21 protein-coding genes are annotated in these 23,243 nt (G+C 75.7%); 11 read left to right on the top strand and 10 right to left on the bottom strand.

All coding sequences use genetic code 11. The annotated features are described in order from the left end of the window. Window positions 1–23: 23 nt before the first annotated feature. Complete coding sequence (locus D7294_RS16330; RefSeq protein WP_120680297.1) at window positions 24–1,073, bottom strand: LacI family DNA-binding transcriptional regulator; 1,050 nt, start codon at window positions 1,071–1,073, stop codon at window positions 24–26. A gap of 574 nt (window positions 1,074–1,647) precedes the next feature. Between D7294_RS16330 and D7294_RS16325 the strand changes: the two genes are divergently transcribed. Next, entirely contained in the window at window positions 1,648–2,898 is a 1,251-nt protein-coding gene (locus D7294_RS16325) for a YeeE/YedE family protein (RefSeq protein WP_120680295.1), read from the top strand. Window positions 2,899–3,014: 116 nt separating this feature from the next. Here the strand turns inward: D7294_RS16325 and D7294_RS16320 are convergent, their stop codons facing one another. Further along, window positions 3,015–3,815, bottom strand: a complete 801-nt coding sequence (locus D7294_RS16320; protein ID WP_120680293.1) for an alpha/beta fold hydrolase — start codon at window positions 3,813–3,815, stop codon at window positions 3,015–3,017. 137 nt (window positions 3,816–3,952) lie between these two features. On the opposite strand from D7294_RS16320, the gene D7294_RS16315 reads away from it, so the two are divergent. Beyond that, a complete protein-coding gene (locus D7294_RS16315; protein ID WP_120680291.1) occupies window positions 3,953–4,546 on the top strand; it encodes a TetR/AcrR family transcriptional regulator in 594 nt (197 codons plus the stop codon). 106 nt (window positions 4,547–4,652) lie between these two features. On the opposite strand, the gene D7294_RS16310 is transcribed toward D7294_RS16315, so the two are convergent. Then, window positions 4,653–5,228, bottom strand: a complete 576-nt coding sequence (locus tag D7294_RS16310; RefSeq protein WP_120680289.1) for a TetR/AcrR family transcriptional regulator — start codon at window positions 5,226–5,228, stop codon at window positions 4,653–4,655. A 194-nt stretch (window positions 5,229–5,422) separates the two neighbouring features. On the opposite strand from D7294_RS16310, the gene D7294_RS16305 reads away from it, so the two are divergent. Continuing rightward, complete coding sequence (locus tag D7294_RS16305; protein WP_241562404.1) at window positions 5,423–6,880, top strand: MFS transporter; 1,458 nt, start codon at window positions 5,423–5,425, stop codon at window positions 6,878–6,880. 58 nt (window positions 6,881–6,938) lie between these two features. Here the strand turns inward: D7294_RS16305 and bioD are convergent, their stop codons facing one another. From bioD to bioB, 3 genes are all read right to left on the bottom strand, one after another. Then, window positions 6,939–7,661, bottom strand: a complete 723-nt coding sequence (bioD, locus tag D7294_RS16300) for a dethiobiotin synthase (RefSeq protein ID WP_120680287.1) — start codon at window positions 7,659–7,661, stop codon at window positions 6,939–6,941. Window positions 7,662–7,786: 125 nt separating this feature from the next. Then, window positions 7,787–9,094 (bottom strand): adenosylmethionine--8-amino-7-oxononanoate transaminase, encoded by a 1,308-nt coding sequence (locus D7294_RS16295; protein WP_120680285.1) that lies wholly within the window; start codon window positions 9,092–9,094, stop codon window positions 7,787–7,789. Then, the gene (gene bioB, locus D7294_RS16290; RefSeq protein WP_120680283.1) at window positions 9,087–10,148 is read right to left on the bottom strand and encodes a biotin synthase BioB; all 1,062 of its coding nucleotides are present in this window, start codon (window positions 10,146–10,148) and stop codon (window positions 9,087–9,089) included. The genes D7294_RS16295 and bioB overlap by 8 nt, the downstream gene beginning before the upstream one ends. Window positions 10,149–10,382: 234 nt before the next feature. Between bioB and D7294_RS16285 the strand changes: the two genes are divergently transcribed. Continuing rightward, window positions 10,383–11,600: an 8-amino-7-oxononanoate synthase gene (locus D7294_RS16285; RefSeq protein ID WP_120680281.1), complete on the top strand. Its 1,218-nt coding sequence runs from the start codon at window positions 10,383–10,385 to the stop codon at window positions 11,598–11,600. A gap of 138 nt (window positions 11,601–11,738) precedes the next feature. Further along, window positions 11,739–12,521, top strand: coding sequence for an SAM-dependent methyltransferase (locus D7294_RS16280; protein ID WP_120680419.1), 783 nt, complete (start codon window positions 11,739–11,741; stop codon window positions 12,519–12,521). A gap of 20 nt (window positions 12,522–12,541) precedes the next feature. On the opposite strand, the gene D7294_RS16275 is transcribed toward D7294_RS16280, so the two are convergent. After that, the gene (locus D7294_RS16275; protein WP_120680279.1) at window positions 12,542–13,429 is read right to left on the bottom strand and encodes an LLM class F420-dependent oxidoreductase; all 888 of its coding nucleotides are present in this window, start codon (window positions 13,427–13,429) and stop codon (window positions 12,542–12,544) included. Between the two features lie 511 nt (window positions 13,430–13,940). Between D7294_RS16275 and rho the strand changes: the two genes are divergently transcribed. After that, a complete protein-coding gene (gene rho, locus D7294_RS16270; RefSeq protein ID WP_120680277.1) occupies window positions 13,941–15,161 on the top strand; it encodes a transcription termination factor Rho in 1,221 nt (406 codons plus the stop codon). Between the two features lie 33 nt (window positions 15,162–15,194). Here the strand turns inward: rho and ligD are convergent, their stop codons facing one another. Next, entirely contained in the window at window positions 15,195–16,211 is a 1,017-nt protein-coding gene (gene ligD / locus D7294_RS16265; RefSeq protein ID WP_241562419.1) for a non-homologous end-joining DNA ligase, read from the bottom strand. Between the two features lie 164 nt (window positions 16,212–16,375). Between ligD and D7294_RS16260 the strand changes: the two genes are divergently transcribed. Together D7294_RS16260 and D7294_RS16255 are read left to right on the top strand one after the other, a co-directional pair. Beyond that, a complete protein-coding gene (locus D7294_RS16260; protein ID WP_120680273.1) occupies window positions 16,376–17,443 on the top strand; it encodes an ATP-dependent DNA ligase in 1,068 nt (355 codons plus the stop codon). Between the two features lie 168 nt (window positions 17,444–17,611). After that, on the top strand, window positions 17,612–18,652 hold the full coding sequence (locus tag D7294_RS16255) for an amidohydrolase family protein (RefSeq protein WP_120680271.1): 1,041 nt from the start codon (window positions 17,612–17,614) through the stop codon (window positions 18,650–18,652). Between the two features lie 42 nt (window positions 18,653–18,694). Here D7294_RS16255 and D7294_RS16250 read toward each other — a convergent pair whose 3' ends face one another. Next, window positions 18,695–19,102 carry an HIT family protein gene (locus D7294_RS16250; protein WP_120680269.1) on the bottom strand — a complete coding sequence of 136 codons (408 nt, stop codon included), beginning with the start codon at window positions 19,100–19,102 and terminating at the stop codon, window positions 18,695–18,697. 53 nt (window positions 19,103–19,155) lie between these two features. On the opposite strand from D7294_RS16250, the gene D7294_RS16245 reads away from it, so the two are divergent. The 3 genes from D7294_RS16245 to D7294_RS16235 all read left to right on the top strand — a co-directional run bounded on the left by D7294_RS16245 (window position 19,156) and on the right by D7294_RS16235 (window position 22,117). After that, window positions 19,156–20,262: an NAD(P)-binding domain-containing protein gene (locus tag D7294_RS16245; protein ID WP_120680267.1), complete on the top strand. Its 1,107-nt coding sequence runs from the start codon at window positions 19,156–19,158 to the stop codon at window positions 20,260–20,262. Window positions 20,263–20,562: 300 nt separating this feature from the next. Beyond that, window positions 20,563–21,381, top strand: a complete 819-nt coding sequence (locus tag D7294_RS16240) for an SAM-dependent methyltransferase (RefSeq protein WP_174248360.1) — start codon at window positions 20,563–20,565, stop codon at window positions 21,379–21,381. 196 nt (window positions 21,382–21,577) lie between these two features. Continuing rightward, entirely contained in the window at window positions 21,578–22,117 is a 540-nt protein-coding gene (locus D7294_RS16235) for an NUDIX domain-containing protein (RefSeq protein WP_241562403.1), read from the top strand. A gap of 12 nt (window positions 22,118–22,129) precedes the next feature. On the opposite strand, the gene D7294_RS16230 is transcribed toward D7294_RS16235, so the two are convergent. Continuing rightward, a complete protein-coding gene (locus tag D7294_RS16230) occupies window positions 22,130–23,230 on the bottom strand; it encodes a type III polyketide synthase (RefSeq protein WP_120680261.1) in 1,101 nt (366 codons plus the stop codon). Window positions 23,231–23,243 lie beyond the last annotated feature (13 nt).

Raw genomic sequence — 23,243 nt, 5'->3', positions numbered from 1 at the left:
CTTCTGGTCTCCGTTTCGGCGGCTCAGGCGGGCGAGTACGGGGTGCGGGCGGCGGGCGGGGCCACACGGGGGCCCTGGGCCATCCGCGGCGGGATCAGTTCGTGGGGGACCGGGTGGGGGACCCGGGTGGGCGGCGGCGGGGTGATCGCCTCGACGGCGAGCTGGGACACCGCCTCGGCCATCTGGCCGACCGGCAGGTCGATGCGCGGCAGGGCGCGCAGCGCCGGCTCGTCGGGCAGGCTGCCGACGAGCACCACGGCGAGGTCGTCCGGCACCCTGAGGCCGAGCGAGGCCACCTCGTCGAGGAGCAGCGGCAGCAGGATCAGGTGCTGCACCACCAGCGCGGTGGGCCGCGGCCGGGCGCTGAGCACCCGGCGCAGCCGCTTGAGCAGGTCGTCCGGGTCGCCCGAGGAGTGGTGCACCCGGATGTCGGCGCCGGTCTCGGCGGCGGCGGCCCCGGCGCCCTTGAGGCCGTGCATGGCGTAGCCGCGCCTGGCGGCGATCTCGTGGTCGGCCGAGGCCCAGAACACGATCCGCTCGTGGCCCGCGGCGACGGCCTCGCGCAGCGCGAGGGTGACCGCCGCCTCCCAGTCCAGGTCGACCCACGGCAGCTCGGCCTCGTCCCGGTCGTTGCCGTGGCCGAGGAGGGCGGTGGGGAAGTTCAGCGCGCGCAGCGCGGCGATGCGCGGGTCCTCCTCGCGGACGGCCATCAGGATCGCGGCGTCGGCCAGGCCGCTGCTCGCCACCCGGCGCAGCCCCGCCACGCCGTCCGGCTCGGTCATCAGCAGCACGTCGTAGCCGTGGGCGCGGGCGGCGTCGCTGATGTCGATGGCGAACCTGCCGTCCATCGCCCGGTACTTGCCCGGATCCCTGGGCACCGCGAGGACCAGTACCTCGCTTCGCGCGCTGCGCAGCGTGCGGGCGCTGGCGCGCGGGTGGTAGCCGAGCTCCTCGATGGCCGCCTGCACGGCGCGCCGGGTCTCCTCGGAGATCTTCCGGGAGCCGCTGAGGACGTAACTCACGGTGCTGGGCGCCACCCCGGCCCGTTCCGCGACATCCTTGATGGTGGCCATCGCCGCTCCCTTGCGGTGCTTGCGCTGCGTTGTCGAATCGTTTCGTCGAATCGTTTCGACGAACTGATGCTCGGGATGTTAGACGCGTTTCGGGCGACTCGGCAATACCCGCCGGGACACGAGTTCGCCGGGCCCCGGGTCCGGGGGCGGGGGTGGGAGGGCGCGGGGGGCCGGCCCTAGGATGGGAGGCATGTCCGCACCCGCCCGCTTCCTGTGCCTCGCGCTGTTCGCGAGCTCGGCGTGGTGCGCGGACGACGGCCTCTGTTGCCGCTGACCCCTTCCCCGGCCGTTTCCCCGGGTTCCCCCCGGGCTCCCCGGCGGCTTCCCGGCCCGGCTCACCCTCCGGCGCGCCCGCCCCGTGCGGCCCCGCCCCTCGCGGCCACGGCCGCGCCGCCCCGGCGCCGCCCCGCGCCCCCGGTGCACGCCGGCGCCGCCCCTCCCGGCCGCTCTCCGAAGCGCCCCCGCGCGCCTCCCCCCTCCCCCCACCGACCACGGAGTTCTCGTGACCACGCAATCCTCCCCGGCCCCCTCTCCCGCGGCGTCCCCTTCGGCCCGGGGCGGCAGGCCAAGGCCGGTGCCCGCCGCGCTGTTCGCCCCCGCGCCGACGAGCGCGCCGCGGCCCGAGGCGCCCCCGGCGCCGCCCGTGCGCCGGGGCCCGCTCCTCCTCGCCGGGGCGCTCGCCGCGGCGCTGACCGCCTGGGTCTTCGCCGCGCACGGCGGCAAGCCGGGCGTCCTGCTGCTCCTCGGACTCGGCCTCGGCTTCGCGCTCTTCCACTCCAGGTTCGGCTTCACCTCCGCCTGGCGGCAGCTGATCGCCGTCGGCAACGGGGCCGGGCTGCGCGCCCACGCGCTGCTGCTCGGCACCACGGCCACCCTCTTCGCCCTCGTCATCGGCACCGGCACCGGCCTGTTCGGCTCCCGGCCCGCGCCCTCGGCCGGGCCGCTCGGGGTGGCCCTGCTGATCGGGTCCTTCCTCTTCGCCGTCGGCATGCAACTCGGCGGCGCCTGCGCCTCCGGCACCCTCTTCGCCGTCGGGGCCGGCCAGACCTCGATCGTGCTGACCCTCGGCGGCTTCGTCGCCGGTTCCACCCTCGCCGCCTGGCAGTTCGACCTCTGGCACGACCTGCCCGCCTACGACCCCTACCTGCTGTCGGACCACGTCGGCTGGTTCGGCTCCTGGGCCCTGACCCTCCTGGCGCTCGCGCTGATCGTCCTGGTCAGCCGCGTCGTCCAGCGCCGCCGCACGCCGCCCCCGATCGGCGCGGTGCCCAGCGCCAGGGGCGTGGCGGCGCGGCTGGTGCGCGGCTCCTGGCCGCTGGCCGCGGGCGCCGTGGCGCTGGCCGTGCTGGGCGCGGGCGTCCTGCTGGTCTCCGGCGGCGCCTGGGGGGTGACCAGCGCCTTCGCGCTGTGGGGCAGCAAGCTGGTGGGGGCGCTCGGCGGGCAGCCCGAGCACTGGAGCTTCTGGCGGCAGCCGGGCAACGCCGACATGCTGCACGGCGCGGTGCTCGCCGACAAGAACAGCCTCACCGACATCGGGATCATGGTCGGCGCCGCGGTCGCCGCCGCGCTCGGCGGCACCTGGGCCCTGCACCGGAACGTGCCCTGGCGCACGGCGGTCGCCGCCGTGGCGGGCGGCGTCCTGATGGGCGTGGGCGCCCGGCTGGCCGGGGGCTGCAACATCGGCGCCTACCTGGCCGGCATCGCCTCGGGGAGCCTGCACGGCTGGGTGTGGGGCGGGTGCGCCCTGCTGGGGACCTGGGCCGGGCTGCGGCTGCGCCCCGCGTTCGGGCTGCGCAACCCCCGGGCGGGGGACGGGATCTGCTGAGCCCCGGCCCCGGGCCGCGCCCCGGGCGGGCGGCGCCCCCGCCCCCGGGCCGCCGGCGCCGAGGGCCGTTCGCCGCGCGGGAGCCTCGGTCGGCAGCCTCCGTGGTCACCGCGCCCTCAGAGGGTGGCGAGGAACGCGGTGACCGCGGCGGCGAACGCCTCGGGGGCGGTGGTGGGGACGAGGTGGTCGGCGTCGAGTTCGACCGGCGTGGTGCCGGGGCGGCGCTCGGCCATGGCCAGGACCTGCTCGGCCGGGATGACGCCCCTGCTGCCGTGGATCAGCAGGGCCGGGCAGTCGGTGGCCGTCCAGTCCGCCCAGTGGTCGCCGTGGACCAGGTCCTCCGAGCGGTACATGTCCTGGGGGTGGAAGGGCAGCCGCCAGGTGCCGTCCGCGTTCTCCCGCAGCCGGTCGGCGAAGTAGGGCCCGGCCGGGCCCAGGCCCGCCAGCAGCGCCTCGCGGGTGGGCGCCTGGTAGGGCCGGCCGAGCAGGAAGGCGAAGGGATTCGGCCCTTCGAGGCCGAGAGACGCGGCGCCTTCGACGTTGATCAGCGCGCTGACGCGTTCGGGGTGGCGGGCGGCGAACTGGTAGGCGTTGACGGCGCCGAGGGAGTGGCCGAGCAGCACGACGCGGTCCAGCCCCAGGTGGTCCAGGAGCGCCTCGATGTCGGCCAGGTAGCCCGCACGCGCGTAGTCGGCGGCGCGGTCGGACTCCCCGTGGCCGCGCTGATCCGGGGCCGTCAGCCGCCAGCCGGGGCCGAGCGCCCGGGCGAGGGGGGCGAAGGAGGCGCCCTCGGACAGGTGCCCGTGCAGGGCGACGAGCGGGCGGCCGGTCCCGCCGAAGTCCAGGTAGGACAGCCGGCGGCCGTCGATGACGAGGTCGGCGCGGGTGGCGGTGGTGTGCGCGGCCGTGGCGTGCATGGGGAGGTCCCTTCGTTCGGTGGCGACGGGAAGGAGCGTAGCCAGGATTTGGGCAAATGCGCAAGACGCTTGCCTGAGGCGTGCGTCTGAGGCTTCCGCCTTGTGCCTCTGCGTCACCGCTGACTAGCCTCCTGGCCATGGGAAATCGCGAAGACCTGCTCGCCGGAGCCCGCCGCTGCCTGGAGGAGAAGGGCTGGGCGCGCACCACCGTGCGCGACATCACCGCCGCTTCCGGCGGCGTGAGCATGGCCGCCATCGGCTACCACTTCGGCTCCCGCGAGGCGCTGCTCAACGCCGCGCTCATCGAGGCCATCGACGAGTGGGGCACCCGCGTCGGCCGCACCCTGTCCGCCTTCGGCCAGGAGGGGGCCACGCCCGCGGAGCGGTACGAGGCGATGTGGGACCGGATCATCGAGTCCTTCTCGGCGCACCGCGCCCTGTGGCTCGCCTCGGTCGAGGCGGTCACCCAGGCCGAGCACTCGGAGGACCTGCGCCGCTACCTCGCCGGGGGGCTGGCCCAGGGGCGGCTCGGCCTGGCCGCCACCCTCGGCGAGGTGCCGGAGGACGAGGTCGGCGACGCCGAGGCGCGCACGCTGGGCGCCGTCCAACTGGCTCTGTTCTCCGGCCTGCTGACGCAATGGCTCGCCGACCCCGAACAGGCCCCCAGCGGGGCCGACGTCGTCGCCGGCCTGCGCGCGCTGGCCGGGCTCGTCGGGCCGGGGCGGCCCTGACGCCCCGCCGGGCGCGGGGGCGAGGTGACCCGGCGGCGGGAAAACGGCCGTCGCCGGGGGCGCGGCCCGGCTCCGCCGCGGACGGGCCGCGGCGCGGCCCGGCGGGTCAGGAGGTGTGGCGCAGGCCGGAGAGGGCGATGGACAGGACGCGCTCGCGCTGCGCCTCGTCCACGAAGGAGGCGGAGGTCAGGCCGCTGACCATGCGGATCATGTCGTCGAAGCCGGCGTCGCGGCGGACCTCCCCGGCCTCCTGGGCCCGGGTGTACAGCGGCGCCCCCGCCTCGTAGATCCTGGCGCGGGACGAGCGGAACATCTCCGAGTCCCGGTTGAGCGCCTCGTGCAGCGCCCGCTTGGTCGCGACGTAGGCCACGAAGCGGCGCGTCCAGGTCGCCAGCGCCTCCCAGGGCGGCAGTTCCGCCGCCTCTTCTGCGGCCCGGCACAGGCTCTCCACCTCGCTGACGTACACGCTGTCCAGCAGGTGCCCGCGGGTCGGGAAGTTCCGGTACAGGGTGCCGATGCCCACCCCCGCGCGGCGGGCGATCTCCTCAAGGGAGGCGTCGGTGCCGCGTTCGGCGAACGCCTCCCGGGCGGCGGCGAGCAGGGCGTCGTAGTTGCGGCGCGCGTCGGCGCGGTGCGGCGGCCGGACCGCCCGGTGCGCCGCGGGGGCTTCCTTCTCCGCCACCGGTTCCTCCTGTTTTCCCTGGTCCCGACTTGTACCGGAGGCCACCCTCCGTTATTGTGGAGGCATGCCTCAACTTTAGCAGGCATGCCGGCCACCCCTGCCGTGACGTCCCCAGGGGATGCGCCGATCTCCCGACGCGGCCCGCCTCGCGCCCGGCCCGTCCTCCTCTCTCGCCAACGGAAGAGACCACACACGTGACCACGTCCCGTCCCCGGCTGACGTTCGGGGTGCTCGCGGTGGGCGCCGGAGTCTTCTCGATGCTCCAGTCGCTCGTCACCCCCGCGCTGCCCACCATCCAGCACGAACTGCACTCCTCGCAGTCGACCACGACCTGGGTCCTGACCGCCTACCTGCTGTCCGCCTCCGTGTTCACCCCGATCCTCGGCCGCGTCGGCGACATGGTCGGCAAGAAGCGCACGCTCGTGGCCGCCACCACGGCGCTTGCCGTGGGCTGCCTGCTGGCCGCGCTCGCGCCCAGCATCGGCGTCCTCATCCTCGGCCGCGTCGTCCAGGGCGCGGGCGGCGCCGTCTTCCCGCTGTCCTTCGGCATCATCCGCGACGAGTTCGAGCCCGCGCGCATACCCGCGGCCGTCGGGGCCTTCGCCGCCGTGCTGGCCGTCGGCAGCGGACTCGGCGTCGTCCTCGCGGGCCCGGTGATCAGCGCCCTCGACTACCACTGGCTGTTCTGGATTCCCGTGGCCGTCGTCACCGCGGCCACCCTCGCGGCGCACCTGCTCATCCCCGAGTCCCGGGTGCGCACCCGAGGCCGCGTCAACTGGGCCGCGGCCGGGCTCCTCGCGGCCGGGCTGGTCGCCCTCCTGCTGCCCATCAGCCAGGCGACGAGCTGGGGCTGGGGCTCCGCCAGGGTCCTCGGCCTGCTGGCGGCCGCGGCGGTGCTGCTGGTGGCGTGGGTCCTCACCGAGGCGCGCTCGGCCACCCCGCTGATCGACATGCGCATCATGCGGCTGCCCGGCGTGTGGACCACCAACAGCGCCGCGCTGCTCTTCGGCGCCGGGATGTTCGGGGTCTTCGCCTTCCTGCCGCAGCTCGTCCAGATCCCACGCGAGGCCGGCTACGGCTTCGGCGCGAGCGTCACCGAGGCCGGCCTGCTGATGCTGCCCATGCTGGTCACCATGTTCGTCTTCGGCATCGTCAGCGGGCGGGTGCAGGGCGTCTTCAGCGCCAAGGCCCAACTCGCCACCGGCGCCGTGCTGTGCGGGCTGCCCTGCGCATCGCTGGCCGCCTGGCACGGCGAACGCTGGCAGATCGGGCTGGCCGCCGGGGTGTTCGGGGCGGGCATCGGCCTGGCGTTCTCGGCCATGACCAACCTCATCGTCGGCAGCGTCCCCCCGCAGCAGACCGGCGCGGCCAGCGGCATGAACGCCAACATCCGCACCGTGGGCGGGGCGATCGGCGCCGCGGTGATGAGCACCGTCGTCACCGGCAACCCGCGCCCCGACGGGCTGCCGCGCGAGGCCGGCTTCAGCCACGGGTTCCTCGTGCTCACCCTGCTGTGCCTGGCCGCCGCCCTGGCCGCCTGCCTGGTCCCGGCGGCGCGCCGCGCCCCGGCCCGCCAGGCCGCAGGCGGCGCGGCCGAGGCACCTCGCGAGTCCGGCGCGGAACGGGCCACGGCGGCCGTGGGCGAGGGCTGACCGCCCGCCCCGGCCGCCCGGGGCCCGCCCCGTCCGGGGTCCCGGCCCCGCCCGGGGGTCAGCCGCGGGAGCCCGCGGCAAACCGGCCGGACCCGCGGCCGTCGAGGGCGGGGGCGAGCCAGCCCAGGGCGCCGGAGCGGAAGTCCGCGAGCGGCAGGGCCGCGGCCCGCTCCGGAAGCACCCCGAGCAGCGGGGCGCCCGCGGCGGCGGGCAGGTCGTCCAGGTTGCAGCGGGCCGCCAGGCCGGGGCGCCGCGGCCAGCTGCCGATGACCAGGCCGCGGCAGTCCAGGCCGCGGGCCCGCAGCGCCTCCGTGGTCAGCGCGGTGGCGTTGAGGGTCCCCAGGCCCGCGGCCGTGACGACCAGGACCGGCGCGCCCAGCAGCCGCGCCGCGTCGGCGAGCGTCCCGCCGGTCTCGTCGAAACGCACCAGCAGCCCGCCGCTGCCCTCCACGAGCACCAGGTCGTGCTCCTCGGCCAGCGCCCCGGCCGCCTTCGCCACCTCGGCCGGGCGCACCGGCGGCAGCCCCGCCCGCCTGGCCGCCGTCTCCGGCGCCAAGGGCTCGGGGAAACGGGCGAGTTCGACCGCGTGCACGGGTCCGGCCAGCCGGGCCGCCTCGGCGGCGTCCCCCGGCTGACCCGCCGCCAGCCCGGTCTGCGCGGCCTTCAGCACCGCGACCGACCGGCCCGCGGCCAGCGCGGCCGCCGCGCAGGCCGCCGTCACCACCGTCTTCCCGATCTCGGTCCCGGTCCCCGAGACGAACAGGACCCGCCCTTCGGACACAGCACTCTCTTCCCGGCCGGCTCTTCGGCCCTCTTCGCGGTGGCGTCCCCACCCCGGTCTCCCCTGCTTCGCCCAGGTCACGGCCCCGCCGCCGATCGGCGATCGCGTGATCCGAACGACGCGGCCTATGCCGCCTCCGCCGCCGCGAGGGCGGCGTGGGCGATGCGGGCCACGTCCTCGTCCGGCGTGACATAGGGCGGCATCGTGTAGATCAGGTCGCGGAACGGCCGCAGCCAGACGCCGTTGGCCACCGCGGCCCGCGTCGCCGCGGGCAGGTCCACCTCGTGGTCGAGCTGGATCACCCCGATCGCGCCCAGCACCCGGACGTCGCGCACGCCCCGCAGCCCGCGCGCCGGCGCGAGCCCCGCGCGCAGGCCGCTCTCGATCCGCTTCACCTCGCCCGCCCAGTCGCCGTCGAGCAGCAGGTCGAGCGAGGCGCCCGCGACCGCGGTGGCCAGCGGGTTGCCCATGAACGTGGGCCCGTGCGCGAGGACCGGCGGCTCCCCGCGGGAGATCCCCTCCGCCACCCGCGGGGTGCACAGCGTCGCGGCCAGCGTCAGGTAGCCGCCGGTCAGGGCCTTGCCCAGGCACATGACGTCGGGAGTCACCCCGGCGTGCTCCGCCGCGAACAGCGCCCCGGTGCGGCCGAATCCGGTGGCGATCTCGTCGAACACCAGCAGGACCCCGTGCGCGTCGCAGGCCTCCCGCAGCACCCGCAGGTAGGCCGGCGAGTGGAAGCGCATCCCGCCCGCGCCCTGCACCACCGGCTCGACGATCACCGCCGCGAGTTCCGCGGCGTGCCGCGCGACCAGCTCCCGCAGCGAGGCCGCGTAGCCCTCGTCGGGCGGGGCGTCGAAACCGGGCGGCGGCGCCTCGGCGAACACCTGCCGCGGCAGCGCCCCGGACCACAGCCGGTGCATGCCGCCCTCCGGATCGCACACGGACATCGCGTGCCAGGTGTCGCCGTGGTAGCCGCCGCGCCAGGTCAGCAGCCGCCGCTTCGCCGGGCGGCCCAGCGAACTCCAGTACTGCAGGCACATCTTGAGGGCCACCTCGACCGCCACCGAGCCCGAGTCCGCGAAGAACACGTGCTCCAGGTCCCCCGGCGCGAGCCGGGCCAGCCGCGCCGCGAGCCGCACCCCCGGCTCGTGGGTCAGCCCGCCGAACATCACGTGGCTCATCCGCGCCACCTGTTCGCGCGCCGCCGCGTTCAGCACCGGGTGGTTGTAGCCGTGCACGGCCGACCACCAGGAGGCCATGCCGTCCACCAGCTCCTGCCGCCCCTCGGCCGGTTCGGCGAGCCTGAGCCGCACGCCCGAGGCCGAGCGCACCAGCAGCGGCGCGGCCGAGCCCGGCATCGGCCCGTAGGGGTGCCAGACGTGCCTGCGGTCCAGTGCCAGCAACTCCGCGGCGGCGGTGGCAGGTTCAGGCATTGGGCGGCAGCTCCGTCCCCGCCCCGCGGCGGCGCACCGCCACCAGGTCCGCCCGGTGGGCAGGCAGCGTGTGCTCCTCGGCCCCCTCCACCACGAAACCGGCGTCCGCGATCATCTCCAGGTCGGCCCGCCCCGCCTGCCCCTCGCTGGTGAGGTAGTCGCCCAGGAAGAGGGAGTTCACCATGTGCAGCGCGAGGGGCTGCAACGACCGGAGGTGCAGCTCCCGCCCCCCGGCCAGCCTGACCTCCACGTCCGGGCACACGAAGCGCACCATCGCCAGGATGCGCAGCGCGCGCTGCGGGGTGAGGTGCCACTCCTTGGCCAGCGGCGTCCCCTCGAAGGGGATCAGGAAGTTGACCGGCACCGAGTCCACGTCAAGATCCCGCAGCGCGAAGACCACGTCCACCAGGTCCTCGTCGCTCTCGCCCATCCCCGCGATCAGCCCGGAACAGGCCGAGAGGCCCGCCGACCTGGCCTCCCCGACGGTCGCCACCCGGTCGGCGAAGCCGTGCGTGGTGCAGATGCCCCCGTAGGCGGCCTCCGAGGTGTTGAGGTTGTGGTTGTAGGCGTGCGCCCCCGCCTCGCGCAGCCGCTCGGCCTGGCCCTCGGACAGCAGGCCGAGGCAGGCGCAGATCTCGACCTCGGCGTGCTGCTCCTTGATCGCCGCGATCGTCTCGGAGACCCGGCCCACGTCGGCGTCGGTCGGGCCCCGGCCGCTGGCCACCAGGCAGACCCGCTTGGCGCCCCCGGCCACGCCGGCGCCGGCCGCGGCCGCCGCCTCCTCCGGCTTCAGCCAGGTGTACTTCAGGATGCCCGCCTGCGAGCCGACGCGCTGCGAGCAGTAGAAACAGTCCTCGGGGCACAGGCCGGACTTGAGGTTGACCAGGTAGTTGAGCTTCACCCGGCGCCCGAACCACTTCCGCCTGACCCGGCCCGCCGCGGCCACCACGTCGAGCAGTTCCTCGTCCGGGGCCGCCAGCACCGCCAGTGCCTCGGCACGGGTGGGCGCTTCGCGGCGAAGTCCCTTGTCCACCAGGGTCGAAAGGAGGTCCATGAGGGCGATCCTCGCCCAGAGGCGCCCCCGTGGCCAAGGAGGAAACCTACAAGAGGCATCGGCAGGTTCGTTGGCGTCACCACATGCTGATGCGGCCCGCCCGGCCGCTACCGTGGAGGGCGTTTATCGGTAACTCACAATTCCCCGGCCCGTCCCGCGGCCGGCCGGCCTCCCGGTGGGGGCCCGGGAGGCGGGCGGCGGGGCACGGCGGGCAGGACGGGCGGGGAGGGCGCGGTGAGCACGGAGGACGCGGCAAAGGCGGCGGGTCCCGCACAGGCGGCGGGCCCGGGGCGGCCGGGCGCGGAGGTCTTCGACTGGGTCGACGCGGCGCGCCGGGAGCGGGAACGCGCCGGACTCGTCAGGGAGTTGCGCCCACGCCGGCCGGACGCGGAAACGCTCGACCTGGCGGGCAACGACTACCTCGGCCTGTGCCGCCACCCCGAGGTGAAGGCCGCGGCGGCCGACGCCGCCCTGCGCTGGGGCGCCGGATCCACCGGCTCCCGGCTGGTCACCGGGACCACCGCGCTGCACGCCCGCCTGGAGGCCGAACTCGCCGCGTTCTGCGGCTTCGAGGCCGGACTCGTCTTCGCCTCGGGCTACGCCGCGAACCTCGCCGCGGTGGCGGCCCTCGGCGGCCCCGGCGGGCTGATCGTCTCGGACGCCGCCAACCACGCCTCGCTCATCGACGGCTGCCGCCTGGCGCGTTCCGAGGTGGTGGTGGCCCCGCACGCCGACCCGGCGGCCTTCGCCAAGGCGCTCGACGGCCACCGGGGCCGCGCCCTGGTGGTCACCGACGGCGTGTTCTCGGTGGCCGGGGCCCGGGCCCCGCTGCCGGAGCTGGCCGCGGTCTGCCGGGCGGCCGGGGCCGGGCTGCTCGTGGACGACGCGCACGGCCTGGGCGTCCTCGGCGAGGGCGGCCGCGGCTCGCTCGCCGCGGCCCGGCTCGCGGGCGCGCCCGACGTGGTGGCCACGGTGACCCTGTCCAAGGCGCTCGGCAGCCAGGGCGGGGCGGTGCTCGGCCCCGCGCGGGTGATCCGGCACCTGGTGAGCGCCGCGCGGACCTTCATGTTCGACACCGGCCTGGCGCCCGCCTCGGCCGGGGGAGCGCTCGCCGCGCTGCGCCTGCTGCGCCGCGAGCCCGCGCGCCCGGCCCGCGTCCTCGCGGTGGCGCGGGAGCTGTACCGGCGGCTGGCGGACCGCGGCCTGCCGGCGATCGCGCCCGAGACCGCCGTCGTGGCCGTGGCCGCGCCCTCGGCCGAGGCCGCGGTGACCTGGGCGGCCGGCTGCCGGGCCGCGGGCGTGGAGGTGGGCTGCTTCCGCCCGCCCTCCGTGCCCCGGGGCGTCTTCCGGCTGCGCCTCACCGCCCGGGCCGACCTGACGGAGGATCAACTGGCCCGCGCCGTCGAGGCGGTGGCCGAGACCGCCCCCGCCGGGGCGCGCCGTGGCGGGTAGCGCCTCTTGGCGCTGCCGCGCGGCCGGACGGGGCCGGGCCGCGGCTCACCGGCCGGGCGGGAAAGCCGCGCCGGTGCCGGCGCGCGGGGTTACGTTGAGAAGGTGACGAAGGAGCGCCGGCCGGCCCCGCAGGAGCCCATCTCCAAGATCGACACCTCCGTGCCGCACTCGGCCAGGATCTGGAACTACTGGCTGGGCGGACACGACAACTACGAGGTGGACCGGGCCGCGGGCGACGCCTACCGCGAGGCGTTCCCCGGCATCGTCGACATCGCCCGCGCCTCGCGCGGCTTCCTCGCCCGCAGCGTCCGCCACCTCGCCCAGGAGGCGGGCGTACGGCAGTTCCTCGACGTGGGCACCGGGCTGCCCACCGTGGACAACACCCACCAGGTCGCCCAGCGGGTGGCGCCCGAGGCCCGCGTCGTCTACGTGGACAACGACCCGCTGGTGCTGCTGCACGCCCACGCCCTGCTCACCTCGACGCCCGAGGGCGTGACCCGGTACCTGGAGGCGGACCTGCACGAGCCGGAGAAGATCCTGGCCGAGGCCGGGCGCACCCTCGACCTCTCGCGGCCCGTCGCGCTGATCCTCAGCGGCATCCTGGGGCACGTCCCCTCCCACCGCGAGGCCTGCTCCCTCGTGCGGCGGCTGATGGCGGGCCTGTCCTCGGGCAGCTACCTGTCCCTCAACGAGGGGACCGACACCGACCCGGAGTACGTCGCCGCGCAGCGCGCCTACAACGAGTCGGGCGCCATCCCCTACCACCTGCGGCCGATGACGGAGATCGCCGCGTACTTCGACGGCCTCGACCTGGTGGAACCCGGCGTCGTGCAGGTCCCGCGCTGGCGCCCCGACCACGGGCCCGGCCGCCCGCGGCCCGCGGACATCGGCCAGGCCGGGGGAGTGGCCCGCAAACCCTAGCCGGGCCGCCTCGCCCCGCCTCAGGCGCCGGGCAGCTCCGCGAGGCGCGCCGCGGCGGGGGCGGCGTTGCGGGCGATCCACTCGGGCTGCCGCTCGGCCGGCGGCACCACCATCACGGTGCCGATGCCCAGCCTGGCGTACTCGGCCATCGCCGCGACGAACCCGTCCACGTCGCCCTCCTGCAGCAGCGGCCCGGCGTAGATGGCGGTCTTCTCGATGGTGGCGGGGTCGCGGCCGAGCGCCTCGCAGTGCCCCCGGAGCACCTCCAGCTTGTGCGCCACCTCGGCGGGCGTGGAGGCGAAGAGGTTGCAGGCGTCGGCGTACCCGGCGACCAGGCGCAGCGTCTTGTGCTCCCCGCCGCCCCCGATGAGGACGGGCGGGTGGGGACGGGAGACGGGGAGCGGGGAGCACAGCGTCTCGGCCAGCGCGTAGTGCCTGCCCTCGAAGGGGCCGTTGTGCTCCGGGTCCCACATCTGGAGGCAGATCCTGACCGCCTCCTCCAGCCGTTCGAAACGCTCGGCGAGCGGCGGGTAGGGCACGCCGAGGGCGCGGTGCTCCCGCTCGTACCAGGCGGCCCCGATGCCGAGCGTGGCCCGCCCGCCCGAGAGCACGTCCAGCGTGGTGACGATCTTGGCGAGCAGCCCGGGGTGCCGGTAGGTCACGCCGGTCACCAGCAGGCCGAGGCGGACGGTGGAGGTGCGGGAGGCCAGGTAGCCGAGGGTGGTGTAGCCCTCCAGCATCGGGTTCTCCACCGGATACATGTTGTCCATCTGGAAGTAGTGATCCATCGCGGAGAGCCAGGAGATGCCCGCCTCCTCGACCGCATCGGCCACCGCCGCCAGGCCCGGGGCGATGCCCTCCGGGCCGCCCTCGGCGGGGAACTCCGCCAGGTGAATGCCAAGCCGCATCTGTGCCCTCCGGTATCGCCGCTTCCCCGGACCGCGCCCACCGCGGCCCCGCCGGGCACGTTACGGCCTTGAGCCCACTCCACCGCAAGGCCGTCTTCCCCGGTGCACGCCGACGGGCGAGGGGTGTACGCTGGCCGGAGCAGGCGAGTTCGCCCTTCGGGTTTCTTCCCACGGCCCCCTCGCCGCCCGCTCCAAGCGGGCAGTCACCTCCGGCATCGGCGCGGCGCATTCGACGGCGGCTTTCCCGGTTCCTTCGCCTTCCGTGGCACCGCCTCGGAACGCTTGAGTCCCTGCCGCGTGCCCCCTCGCCGATCCGCGCCTTCGACGGGCGTGGGCCGCGGGCCGCGGCGGCCCGGGGCCGGCGGGCGCCCGGGCCGGGCGAAGTCCCGTGCGGGCGTGGGCCGTCGGCCGAGGCGCGCCGGCACCACCGCCCCTGCGCCTTCTCCCACTCTCCCCCTTCTCCCCTTCTCCCTTTCCTTGGCAGATATCCGTTTTCACCGCAAGGAGTCCCATGACCCTCACCCTTCACTCCACCCCGCAGGCCGCGGAACCCGCCGCGGAACCCGCCTCCCCCGCCCCCGAGATCCCGGAGGCCGGGCAGGTCACGGCCCGGGCCCAGGCCGTGAGCGGCGTCCTCGACATCACCGGGGGACAGGCGGTGCTGCGCCTGGAGAACTTCCTCCCCGGCCCCCGCGACCCGCAGGTTCCGCCCGCGCAGGTCCGCCGCCACGGGCTGCGCCCCGGCGACCTCGTCGAGGGCGAGCTCGCCGCGCGGCCGCCGGGGGAGCGGCGCGGCGCCCCCCGCCTGGCCCGGGTGACCGCGGTCAACGGCCAGGACCCCGCGACCGCGGCCGCCCGCCCGCACTTCGCCGACCTGGTGCCCCTGCATCCCGACGAGCGGCTGCGGCTGGAAACCGGCAGGAATCAGCTGGTCACCCGCGTCGTCGACCTGCTCGCCCCCCTCGGGAAGGGGCAGCGCGGCCTGATCGTCGCCCCGCCCAAGACCGGCAAGACGACGGTGCTGCGCGAGATCGCCGCCGGCATCGCCCACAACCACCCCGAGTGCCACCTCATGCTCCTGCTGCTCGACGAGCGGCCCGAGGAGGTCACCGACCTGGCGCGTTCCGTGCCGGCCGAGGTCGTCGCCTCGCACTTCGACCGGCCGGCCCACGACCACACCGCCGTGGCCACCCTCGCCGTGGAACGCGCCAAGCGGCTGGTCGAACTCGGCCGCGACGTCGTGGTCCTGCTGGATTCCCTCACCCGCCTGTGCCGCGCCTACAACCAGTCGGGCCGGGCCTCGGGCCGCGTCCTCACCGGCGGCATCGACGCCGCGGCCCTGCACCCGCCCAAGCGGCTCTTCGGCGCGGCCCGCAACATCGAGGGCGGCGGCTCGCTGACCATCCTCGCCAGCGCTCTCGTCGACACCGGGTCGCGCGCGGACGACTTCTACTTCGAGGAGCTCAAGAGCACCGGCAACATGGAGCTGCGCCTGGACCGCGTCCTCGCCGAGCGCCGCGTCTTCCCCGCCTTCGACCCGGCCTCCTCCGGCACCAGGCGCGAGGAACTCCTCACCACCCCGGCCGAGTCGGCCCTCCTGCACCGGCTGCGGCGCAGCCTGTCGGAACGCGAGCCGCGGCAGGCGGCCGAGCTGCTGCTCGACCGGCTGCGCGCCACCGGCTCCAACGCCGAATTCCTGCGCCGCATCGCCCTGACGGCCCCCGAGGGGTAGGGCCGGGCGGCCCCGCGATCCGAGGGGCGGGGCCTAGGCGCGGGGCGAGGAGGTGCCGCCGCGTCTGGCCCGGCTCGGCTGGACCCGCGTCGGCTCGCCCGCCACCTTGGGGTGTTCGGGCGGGTAGGGCAGGTCGCCGAGCCGGTGCTCGCGCTCGTCCCTGGCGGCGAGTTCGAGGGCCGCCTCCAGCCGGAAGGAGCGCTCCGCCATGTCGGCGTGCACGTCGCCCTCCGCGGCGTAGCGGCCGGGCATGCTGGCCAGGTCGAAGTCCTCCGGCTCCACCTCGGCCACCTCCGGCCAGCGCAGCGGCGCGGAGACCGTGGCCCGCGGGTGGCGACGGACGGAGTAGGCGCTGGCGATGGTCCGGTCCCTGGCCATCTGGTTGTAGTCGACGAAGACCTTGGCGCCGCGCTCCTCCTTCCACCAGGCGGTCGTGACCAGTTCGGGGTCGCGCCGCTCCAGCTCCCGGCCGATCGCGATGACCGCCCGCCTGGCCTGCGGGAACGTCCACTCCGGCGCGATGGGCACGAAGACGTGCAGCCCGCGCCCGCCCGAGGTCTTCGGCCAGCCGGTGAGCCCGAGCCCCTCCAGCACCTCCCGCAGCAGCCCCGCGGCGCGCACCGCGTCGGCGAACCCGCGGCCGGGCTGCGGGTCCAGGTCGATCCGCAGCTCGTCGGGGTGTTCGGTGTCCCGGCGGCGCACCGGCCAGGGGTGGAACGTCAGGCAGCCCAGGTTCGCCGCCCACAGCACGGCCGCCACCTCGGTGGGGCAGATCTCGTCGGCGTGACGGCCGCTGGGGAAGGAGATCCGGCCGGTGGGAATCCACTCGGGCAGGTTCTTCGGGGCCCGCTTCTGGTAGAACGACTCGCCCGTCACCCCCTCGGGGAAGCGTTCCAGGGTGGTGGGCCGGTCGCGCAGCGCCCGCAGCATGCCCTCGCCCACGGCCTGGAAGTACCGGGCGACGTCCAGCTTGGTGAAGCCCCGTTCGGGAAAGTAGACCTTGTCCGGGTTCGACAGCCGCACCGTGCGCGTGCCCACCGTCAGCTCCAGCGCGGCGCCCTTTCCGGCCCCGCCTCGCGCGCCCGCCCGGCGCCCCTCCCCGGCCCCGCTCGCGCCCTCGCCCTTCGTGCCGCCCATACCGCCACCGTAGGCCGGGGTACCCGGACGCGCCCGTCGGCGGGCGGGCCGGCCCCGGGGACCGCAGAATCCGGATCATGGACCTTCCGGTGATGCCCCCGCTTCGGCCGATGCTGGCCAGGGCCGTGGCCGAGATCCCGCCCGGGATGCACTACGAGGCCAAGTGGGACGGCTTCCGGGCCCTCGTCTTCCGGGACGGCGACGAGATCGAGATCACCAGCCGCACCACCAAGCCCCTCACCCGCTACTTCCCCGAGCTGGTGGAGGGCCTGCGCGAGCGGGTGCCTGGACGCTGCGTGCTGGACGGCGAGATCGTCGTGGCGCGCGGCCCCCGGCTCGACTTCGACGCCCTGCTGGAGCGCATCCACCCGGCCGAGTCGAGGGTGCGGCTGCTCGCCGAGCGGACCCCGGCCAGCTTCGTCGCCTTCGACCTGCTGGCCCTGGACCGCACCGCCCTGCTCGACGCCCCCCTGCACGAGCGGCGCGCCGCGCTCACCGCGGCCCTGCGCGGCACCCGGCAGCCGGTCTTCGTCGCCCCGGCCACCCGGGAGCTCGCGGTGGCGGAGCAGTGGTACCGGCAGTACGAGGGCGCCGGGCTCGACGGCGTCGTCGCCAAGCCGCCCGACCTGCCCTACCGTCCGGACGAGCGGGTCATGACGAAGGTCAAGCACGAGCGCACCGCCGACTGCGTGGTGGCCGGGCTGCGGCACCACCGCACGGGCCCCGTCGTCGGCTCGCTGCTGCTCGGCCTGTACGACGCGCGGGGGCGGCTGCAGCACGTCGGGGTCAGCGCGGCGTTCACCATGCAGCGCCGCCGGCAGCTGATGGAAGAGCTGCGGCCGCTGGTGATGGACTCGGCCGAGGGGCACCCCTGGGCGGACTGGGCGCGCGAGGAGGCCCACGCGGAGGGCAGGATGCCGGGGGCGCCCAGCCGCTGGAGCGGCGGCAAGGACCTGTCCTGGGTGCCGCTGCGGCCGGAGCGGGTCTGCGAGGTGGCCTACGACCACATGCAGGGCGACAGGTTCCGGCACACCGCGCGGTTCCGGCGCTGGCGGCCCGACCGGGAGCCGGACTCCTGCACGTACGCGCAGCTGGAGGAGCCGGTGAGCTACGACCTCGCGCAGGTCCTCACCGCACCCCGCTGAGCCCGCACCGGCCTCGGGTTCCGCCCTCGCCGGACCCCCTCTCCCCGGCCCGGGCGGCGCCCGCCCCACGAGATGGATTCCGGCGTTACCGCCTGAGGCATTCCAGCGGTACTAACGGTGTTAGGCTATCGGGGTTTTCAGCGGAAACATCTCTGTGGAGGTCCCGTCATGCCCGCTCGATGGCCCATCACCGCGCTGGAGGAGCACGTCGTCCTGCCCGCGATCCTGGAGGCGTGGCAGCGGCTGGGGGCGCCGGACCTGCCCTCCCGCGGCTTCGGCGACAGCCCCGTCGCCCGGCGGCTGCGCGACACGGGCGAGACGCGGCTCGCGCACATGGACGACCAGGGGATCGACGTGGCGGTGCTCTCGATCTCCACCCCTGGCGTGCAGGACCTGCCCGAGGCCGACGCCATCGCCGTGGCCCGCGACACCAACGACCAGCTGGCCGAGGTCGTGGCCCGCAACCCCGAGCGGTTCCGGGCGTTCGCGGCGATCCCCACCCAGTCGCCCGCCGCCGCGGCCGCCGAGCTGGAGCGCGCGGTCACCCGGCTGGGCTTCCCCGGCGCCATGCTGTACGGGCGCACCGGCGCCAGGCTCGCCGACGACCCCGCCAACGACGAGCTCTACGCCGCCGCCCAGCGGCTGCGGGTCCCCCTGCACTTCCACCCGCAGATGCCGGTGCAGGCGGTGGTGGACGCCTACTACGCGGGACTCGGGCCGGTGGGCACCGCCCTGGCGGGACCCGGGATCGGCTGGTACTACGACCTGGGCGTGCAGTACCTGCGGATGATCTTCTCCGGCGTCTTCGACCGGTTCCCCGAGCTCCAGGTGATCGCAGGGCACTGGGGCGAGGTCGTGCTCTTCTACCTGGACCACACCGGCTGCCTGGCCGAGGCGGGCGGCCTGGAACGCCCGCTCGCCGACTACTTCCGCCGGAACTTCTGGATCGCCGGCAGCGGCACCGTCAGCCCCCGCTACCTCCGCTGGACCGCCGAGGTCGTGGGGACCGAGCGGATGCTGTACTCCACCGACTACCCCTTCACCTACGGATTCCGCCCCGGCGGCTTCCCCTACGTGGACACCGGCGCGGGGGCCGCCAGGTCCTTCCTGGAGAACGCCCCCTTCACCGAGGAGGAGAAGGCCGGCATCGCGCACCGCAACTGGGAGCGCCTCGTCTCCCGCGCCCCGCTGCCCCGCCCGGCGGCCTGAGGGCCGGGGCGGCCGCGCCCCGGGAGGCCGCCGCGGAGCGGGTCAGAAGGCGTCCCGCACCCGGGCGGCGACCCGCGCCGCCTCCGCCTCGTCCGGATAGGGGTGCCGCGGCCAGAAGAAGCCGCGCAGGCCGTCCCCGCGGCGCCGCGGCACCACGTGGACGTGCAGGTGCGGCACGGACTGGCTGACCCGGTTGTTCTCGGCCACGAACGAGCCCTCCGCCGCCATCGCGCGCTCCACCGCCGCGGCCACCAGCCGCACCCGCTCGAAGAAGGGCCCCACGTCCGCGGCCGGCAGGTCGGTCAGCGTCGCCAGGTGCGCCCGCGGCACCACCAGCGCGTGCCCGGGGAACAGGGGCCGCGCGTCGAGGAAGGCCACCGCCACCCCGTCCTCGAAGACCCGGTGCGCCGGCGCCTCGCCGCGGACGATCCGGCAGAACACGCATGCCACGCCCTCCAGTGAACTACGGGAAGTTCCGGCGGGCGCGGCGGGTTCACACAGACATGGGCGACGTACGGGTGCTGGTGGTGGGAGCCGGACAGGCGGGCCTTTCCGCGGCCTACCACCTGCGCCGCCGCGGGCTGGCCCCGTGGCGGGACTTCGTGGTGCTCGACCACTCCCCGCACCCCGGCGGCGCCTGGCAGTTCCGCTGGCCGAGCCTGACCTTCGGCCGGGTGCACGGGCTGCACTCGCTGCCGGGACTCGCCCTGGCCGAGGTCGATCCGCACCCCGATCCCGAACGGCCCTCCGCCGAGGTGGTCGGCGGCTACTTCGCGGCCTACGAGCGGGCCTTCGACCTGCCCGTCCTGCGCCCGGTGCGGGTCACCGCGGTCCGGGAGGCGGGGGACGGGCGGCTGCGGGCCGAGACCACGGCCGGCGAGTGGACCGCGCACGCCCTGATCAACGCCACCGGCACCTGGGAGCGGCCGTTCTGGCCGCGGGTGCCGGGACAGGAGACCTTCCGCGGCCGGCAGCTGCACACCGCGCAGTACCGCGGCCCGGCCGGGTTCGCCGGCCGCCGGGTGGTGATCGTGGGCGGCGGGACCTCGGCCGTCCAGCACCTGCTCGACGTCTCCGAGGTGGCCGCCGGGACCACCTGGGTGACCAGGCGGCCGCCGGCCTTCCGGGAGGGCTCCTTCGGCGAGGTCGAGGGCCGGGCCGCCGTCGCGCTGGTCGAGGAACGGGTCAGGCGGGGGCTGCCGCCCGGCAGCGTCGTCTCGGTGACCGGGCTGCCGCTGACCGAGGCGCTGGCCCGCGCCAGGGAGCGCGGACTGCTCCACCGGCAGCCGATGTTCGAGCGCGTCACCCCGGACGGCGTGGCCTGGGCCGACGGGCGGACGCTGGCCGCGGACACCCTCCTGTGGGCCACCGGCTTCCGCGCCGCCCTCGGCCACCTCGCGCCCCTGCGGCTGCGCGAGGCGGGCGGCGGCATCGCGCTGGACGGCACCCGCGCGGTGCGCGACGCCCGGGTGCACCTGGTGGGGTACGGGCCCTCGGCGAGCACCATCGGCGCCAACCGCGCCGGGCGGTCCGCGGTCCACGAGATCCTCCGCCTGCCGGGCCCCGGGGCGCCGGCCGCCCTGGCGGAGGCGGGCCAACCGGCGGCCTGACCGCCGCCACCCTTGCCGATCCGGGCCCCCTCCCCGGCGCCCGGGCAGGGCGGCGGCCTGCCAAAACAGCTTTGTCGACGTAGTGATGAAAACGATCTATGATGCCGTCCTGTTATGTTCCTCCGCGAGCCGCTCACGCCAGGCGCCGCCGCGGACGGCCACCGCCACCGGGCGCCCTCCCGGCCGCCCCGGACGCCGCCCCGTCCGGTGCGCCGCCGCCCGCCGTCGGCGCCCGTGCCCGCCCCGCCGCGGACCCTTGGCGGCCCACCGCACCCGGCATCGCGACAGGAGAGACGCCCCGTGACCGACGACGCCCCCGTCATCGACACCTCGGTGCCGCACTCCGCCAGAATCTGGAACTACTGGCTCGGAGGCCGCGACCACTACGAGGTGGACCGCGCGGCGGGCGAGCGTTACCGCACCACCTTTCCCGGCATCGTCGACCTGGCCCGCGCCTCCCGCGACTTCCGCATCAGGTCCGTCCGCCACCTGGCCGGCGAGGCGGGCATCCGCCAGTTCCTCGACATCGGCACCGGCCTGCCCGCCGCGGGCAGCACCCACGAGACGGCGCAGGCCGTCGCCCCCGAGGCGCGCATCGTCTACGTCGACAACGACCCGCTGGTCCTCGCCCACGCCAGGGCGCTGCTCACCAGCGGCCCCGCGGGCGTCACCGACTACATCCACGCCGACCTGCGCGAACCCGCCGCCATCCTCGCCGCGGCGGTCCGCACCCTCGACTTCGGCGAGCCCGTGGGACTCATCCTCAGCGGGGTCCTCGGCCACATCGACTCCTACCGCCGGGCCCGCGCCATCGTCGCCGAGCTGATCGAGGCGCTGGCCGCGGGCAGCCACCTCTCGCTCAACGACGGCACCAGCGTCATCTCCCGGGCCATCCGCCGGGCCCAGCGGGACTACAACGCCAGCGGGGCGGTGCCGTACCACCTGCGCAGCCCCGAGGAGATCGGCGGCTTCTTCGCCGGGCTCGACCTGATCGAACCCGGCCTCGTGTCCTGCCCGCTGTGGCGGCCCGCGCGGGTTCCGGCCGTGGCGGAGGGCTGCGGGGAACCCGGCCCCGAGCACGCGGTGGACATCTTCGGCGGGGTGGGCCGCAAGCCCTGAGGCGGGCGGCGCGGGAGGACGGCGGAAGGCGGCGCAACGAAGCCGGCCCGGCGTGCGGCGACCCTCGCGTGCCAGCATGGGAGGGGCCGCGGGACGGGCCGGGGCCCGGGCGCACGAGGCGCCGGACACCCGAGCAGGCGAGAGGACGCCGCGGGAGACCAGCGGCGGAAACGAACGAGAGGCGGGTGCCGGCACGGTGGCTTACACACTCGGGCGCACGATCACACACTGCCCGTACTGCGGGGCGGCCTATGTGCCGGGAGCGGGCTGGCCCCGGGACTGCCCGGGGTGCGGGGAGACCAGCTGGGCCAATCCGATACCGGTCGCCGTGGCGCTGCTCCCGGTCGCGGGCGGCGCGGGCAGCGGGCTGGTCGTGGTCCGCCGCGCCATCGAGCCGTGCCTGGGCCGGCTCGCCCTGCCTGGCGGCTACATCGAGGTCGGCGAGACCTGGCAGCAGGCCGCGGTCCGCGAGCTGCGGGAGGAGACCGGGCTCGCGGCGGCGGCCGAGGAGGTCACGCTGTTCGACGTGCGCAGCGCGGAGCGGACGCTCAACCTCTTCGCCCTGCTCCCCGCCGTGGACGCCGCCGCGCTGCCCGCCCCGGCCGCCACCGCGGAGGCCACCGAGTGGCTGGTGCTCACCGAGCCGGCGGACCTCGCCTTCCCGACGCACACCGCGGTGGTCGACGCCTACTTCTCCGGCCGCCCCTCCGGCTCCCCGGTGGCCGCCCTGCCCTGAGCCGGCCGCCCGTCAGGCCACCCCGGCCCGTGCGGCGGCCCGCCTGCCGGGCTCGCCGAGCCGGGCGCTGCCGGTCCACCGGCCGAGGGCGATCTCGGCGGTGATGCCGGGGCCGAAGCCGGCGATCACCCCGCGGGCCGACTCGTCGGCGCCGCCGTCCTCGAAGAGCCGGTCGAGGGCGTCGAAGACCACGCAGCTGGCGATGTTGCCGCGCTCGGTCAGGGTGGCACGGCTGTAGCGGTACATCTCGGGGGCGACGCCGAGGAAGTGGCACAGGTCGTCCAGGATGCGCGGGCCGCCGGCGTGCACGATGTGGAAGTCGAGCCCCGAGACGTCCCAGGCGTGCTGGGAGGCGAGGGCGCGCATCGCGGGGGCGAGCATCTGCATCGTGGTGGGCACCCGCTTGTCCAGCAGGAAGTGGAAGCCGGTGCCCTTCACCGCGTAGGAGATCCAGTCCTCCGTGTCGGGCACCAGGTGGGAGCCGTTGCGCTCCAGGCGCACCCCGGCGCCGCCGTGGCCGCGCACCACGGCGGCGGCCACCGCGTCGCCGAACAGGCCGTTGGACAGCAGCGAGCCCACCCCCACGTCGATCGGCTGGTAGCACAGCGAGCAGAACTCGCAGGCCACGATCAGCACGTTGGCCGTCGGGTAGGCCAGGCAGAAGTCGTGGGCCCGGTTGATGGCCGAGCCGCCCGCCGCGCAGCCGAGCTGGGCGATCGGCAGCTGTCTGGTCTCGGTGCCGAAGCCCATCGTGTTGATCAGCCAGGCCGTCAGCGAGGGCATCATGAACCCGGTGCAGGAGACGTAGACGATCATGTCGATGTCGCCGACGCCGAGTCCCGCGTTGTCGAGGGCCCCGTAGACCACCTGCGGCACCCGGCGTTTGGCCTCGGCCTCGTAGATCTTGTTGCGCCGCTCGAAGCCCGGGTGCTTCAGGGTCTCGTCGATGGGCTGGACGATGTGCCGGGTGCGCACCCCGGTGTTCTCGATCAGGCGCAGCACCAGGCCGAGTTGCGGGTGGTCGGCGTGCATGGTGCGGGCGAGGCGCAGGGTCTCCTCTCTGGTGAGCACGTATTCCGGAACGGCGATGGATGGCCTGCACAGAGTTGCCATGATCCCCTCCCCA

The sequence above is a fragment of the Streptomyces hoynatensis genome, assembly GCF_003626535.1.
Classification (GTDB): domain Bacteria; phylum Actinomycetota; class Actinomycetes; order Streptomycetales; family Streptomycetaceae; genus Streptomyces; species Streptomyces hoynatensis.
The sequence above is the reverse complement of the archived record's forward strand: the minus strand, read 5'-3'. Positions and strand labels throughout refer to the sequence as shown.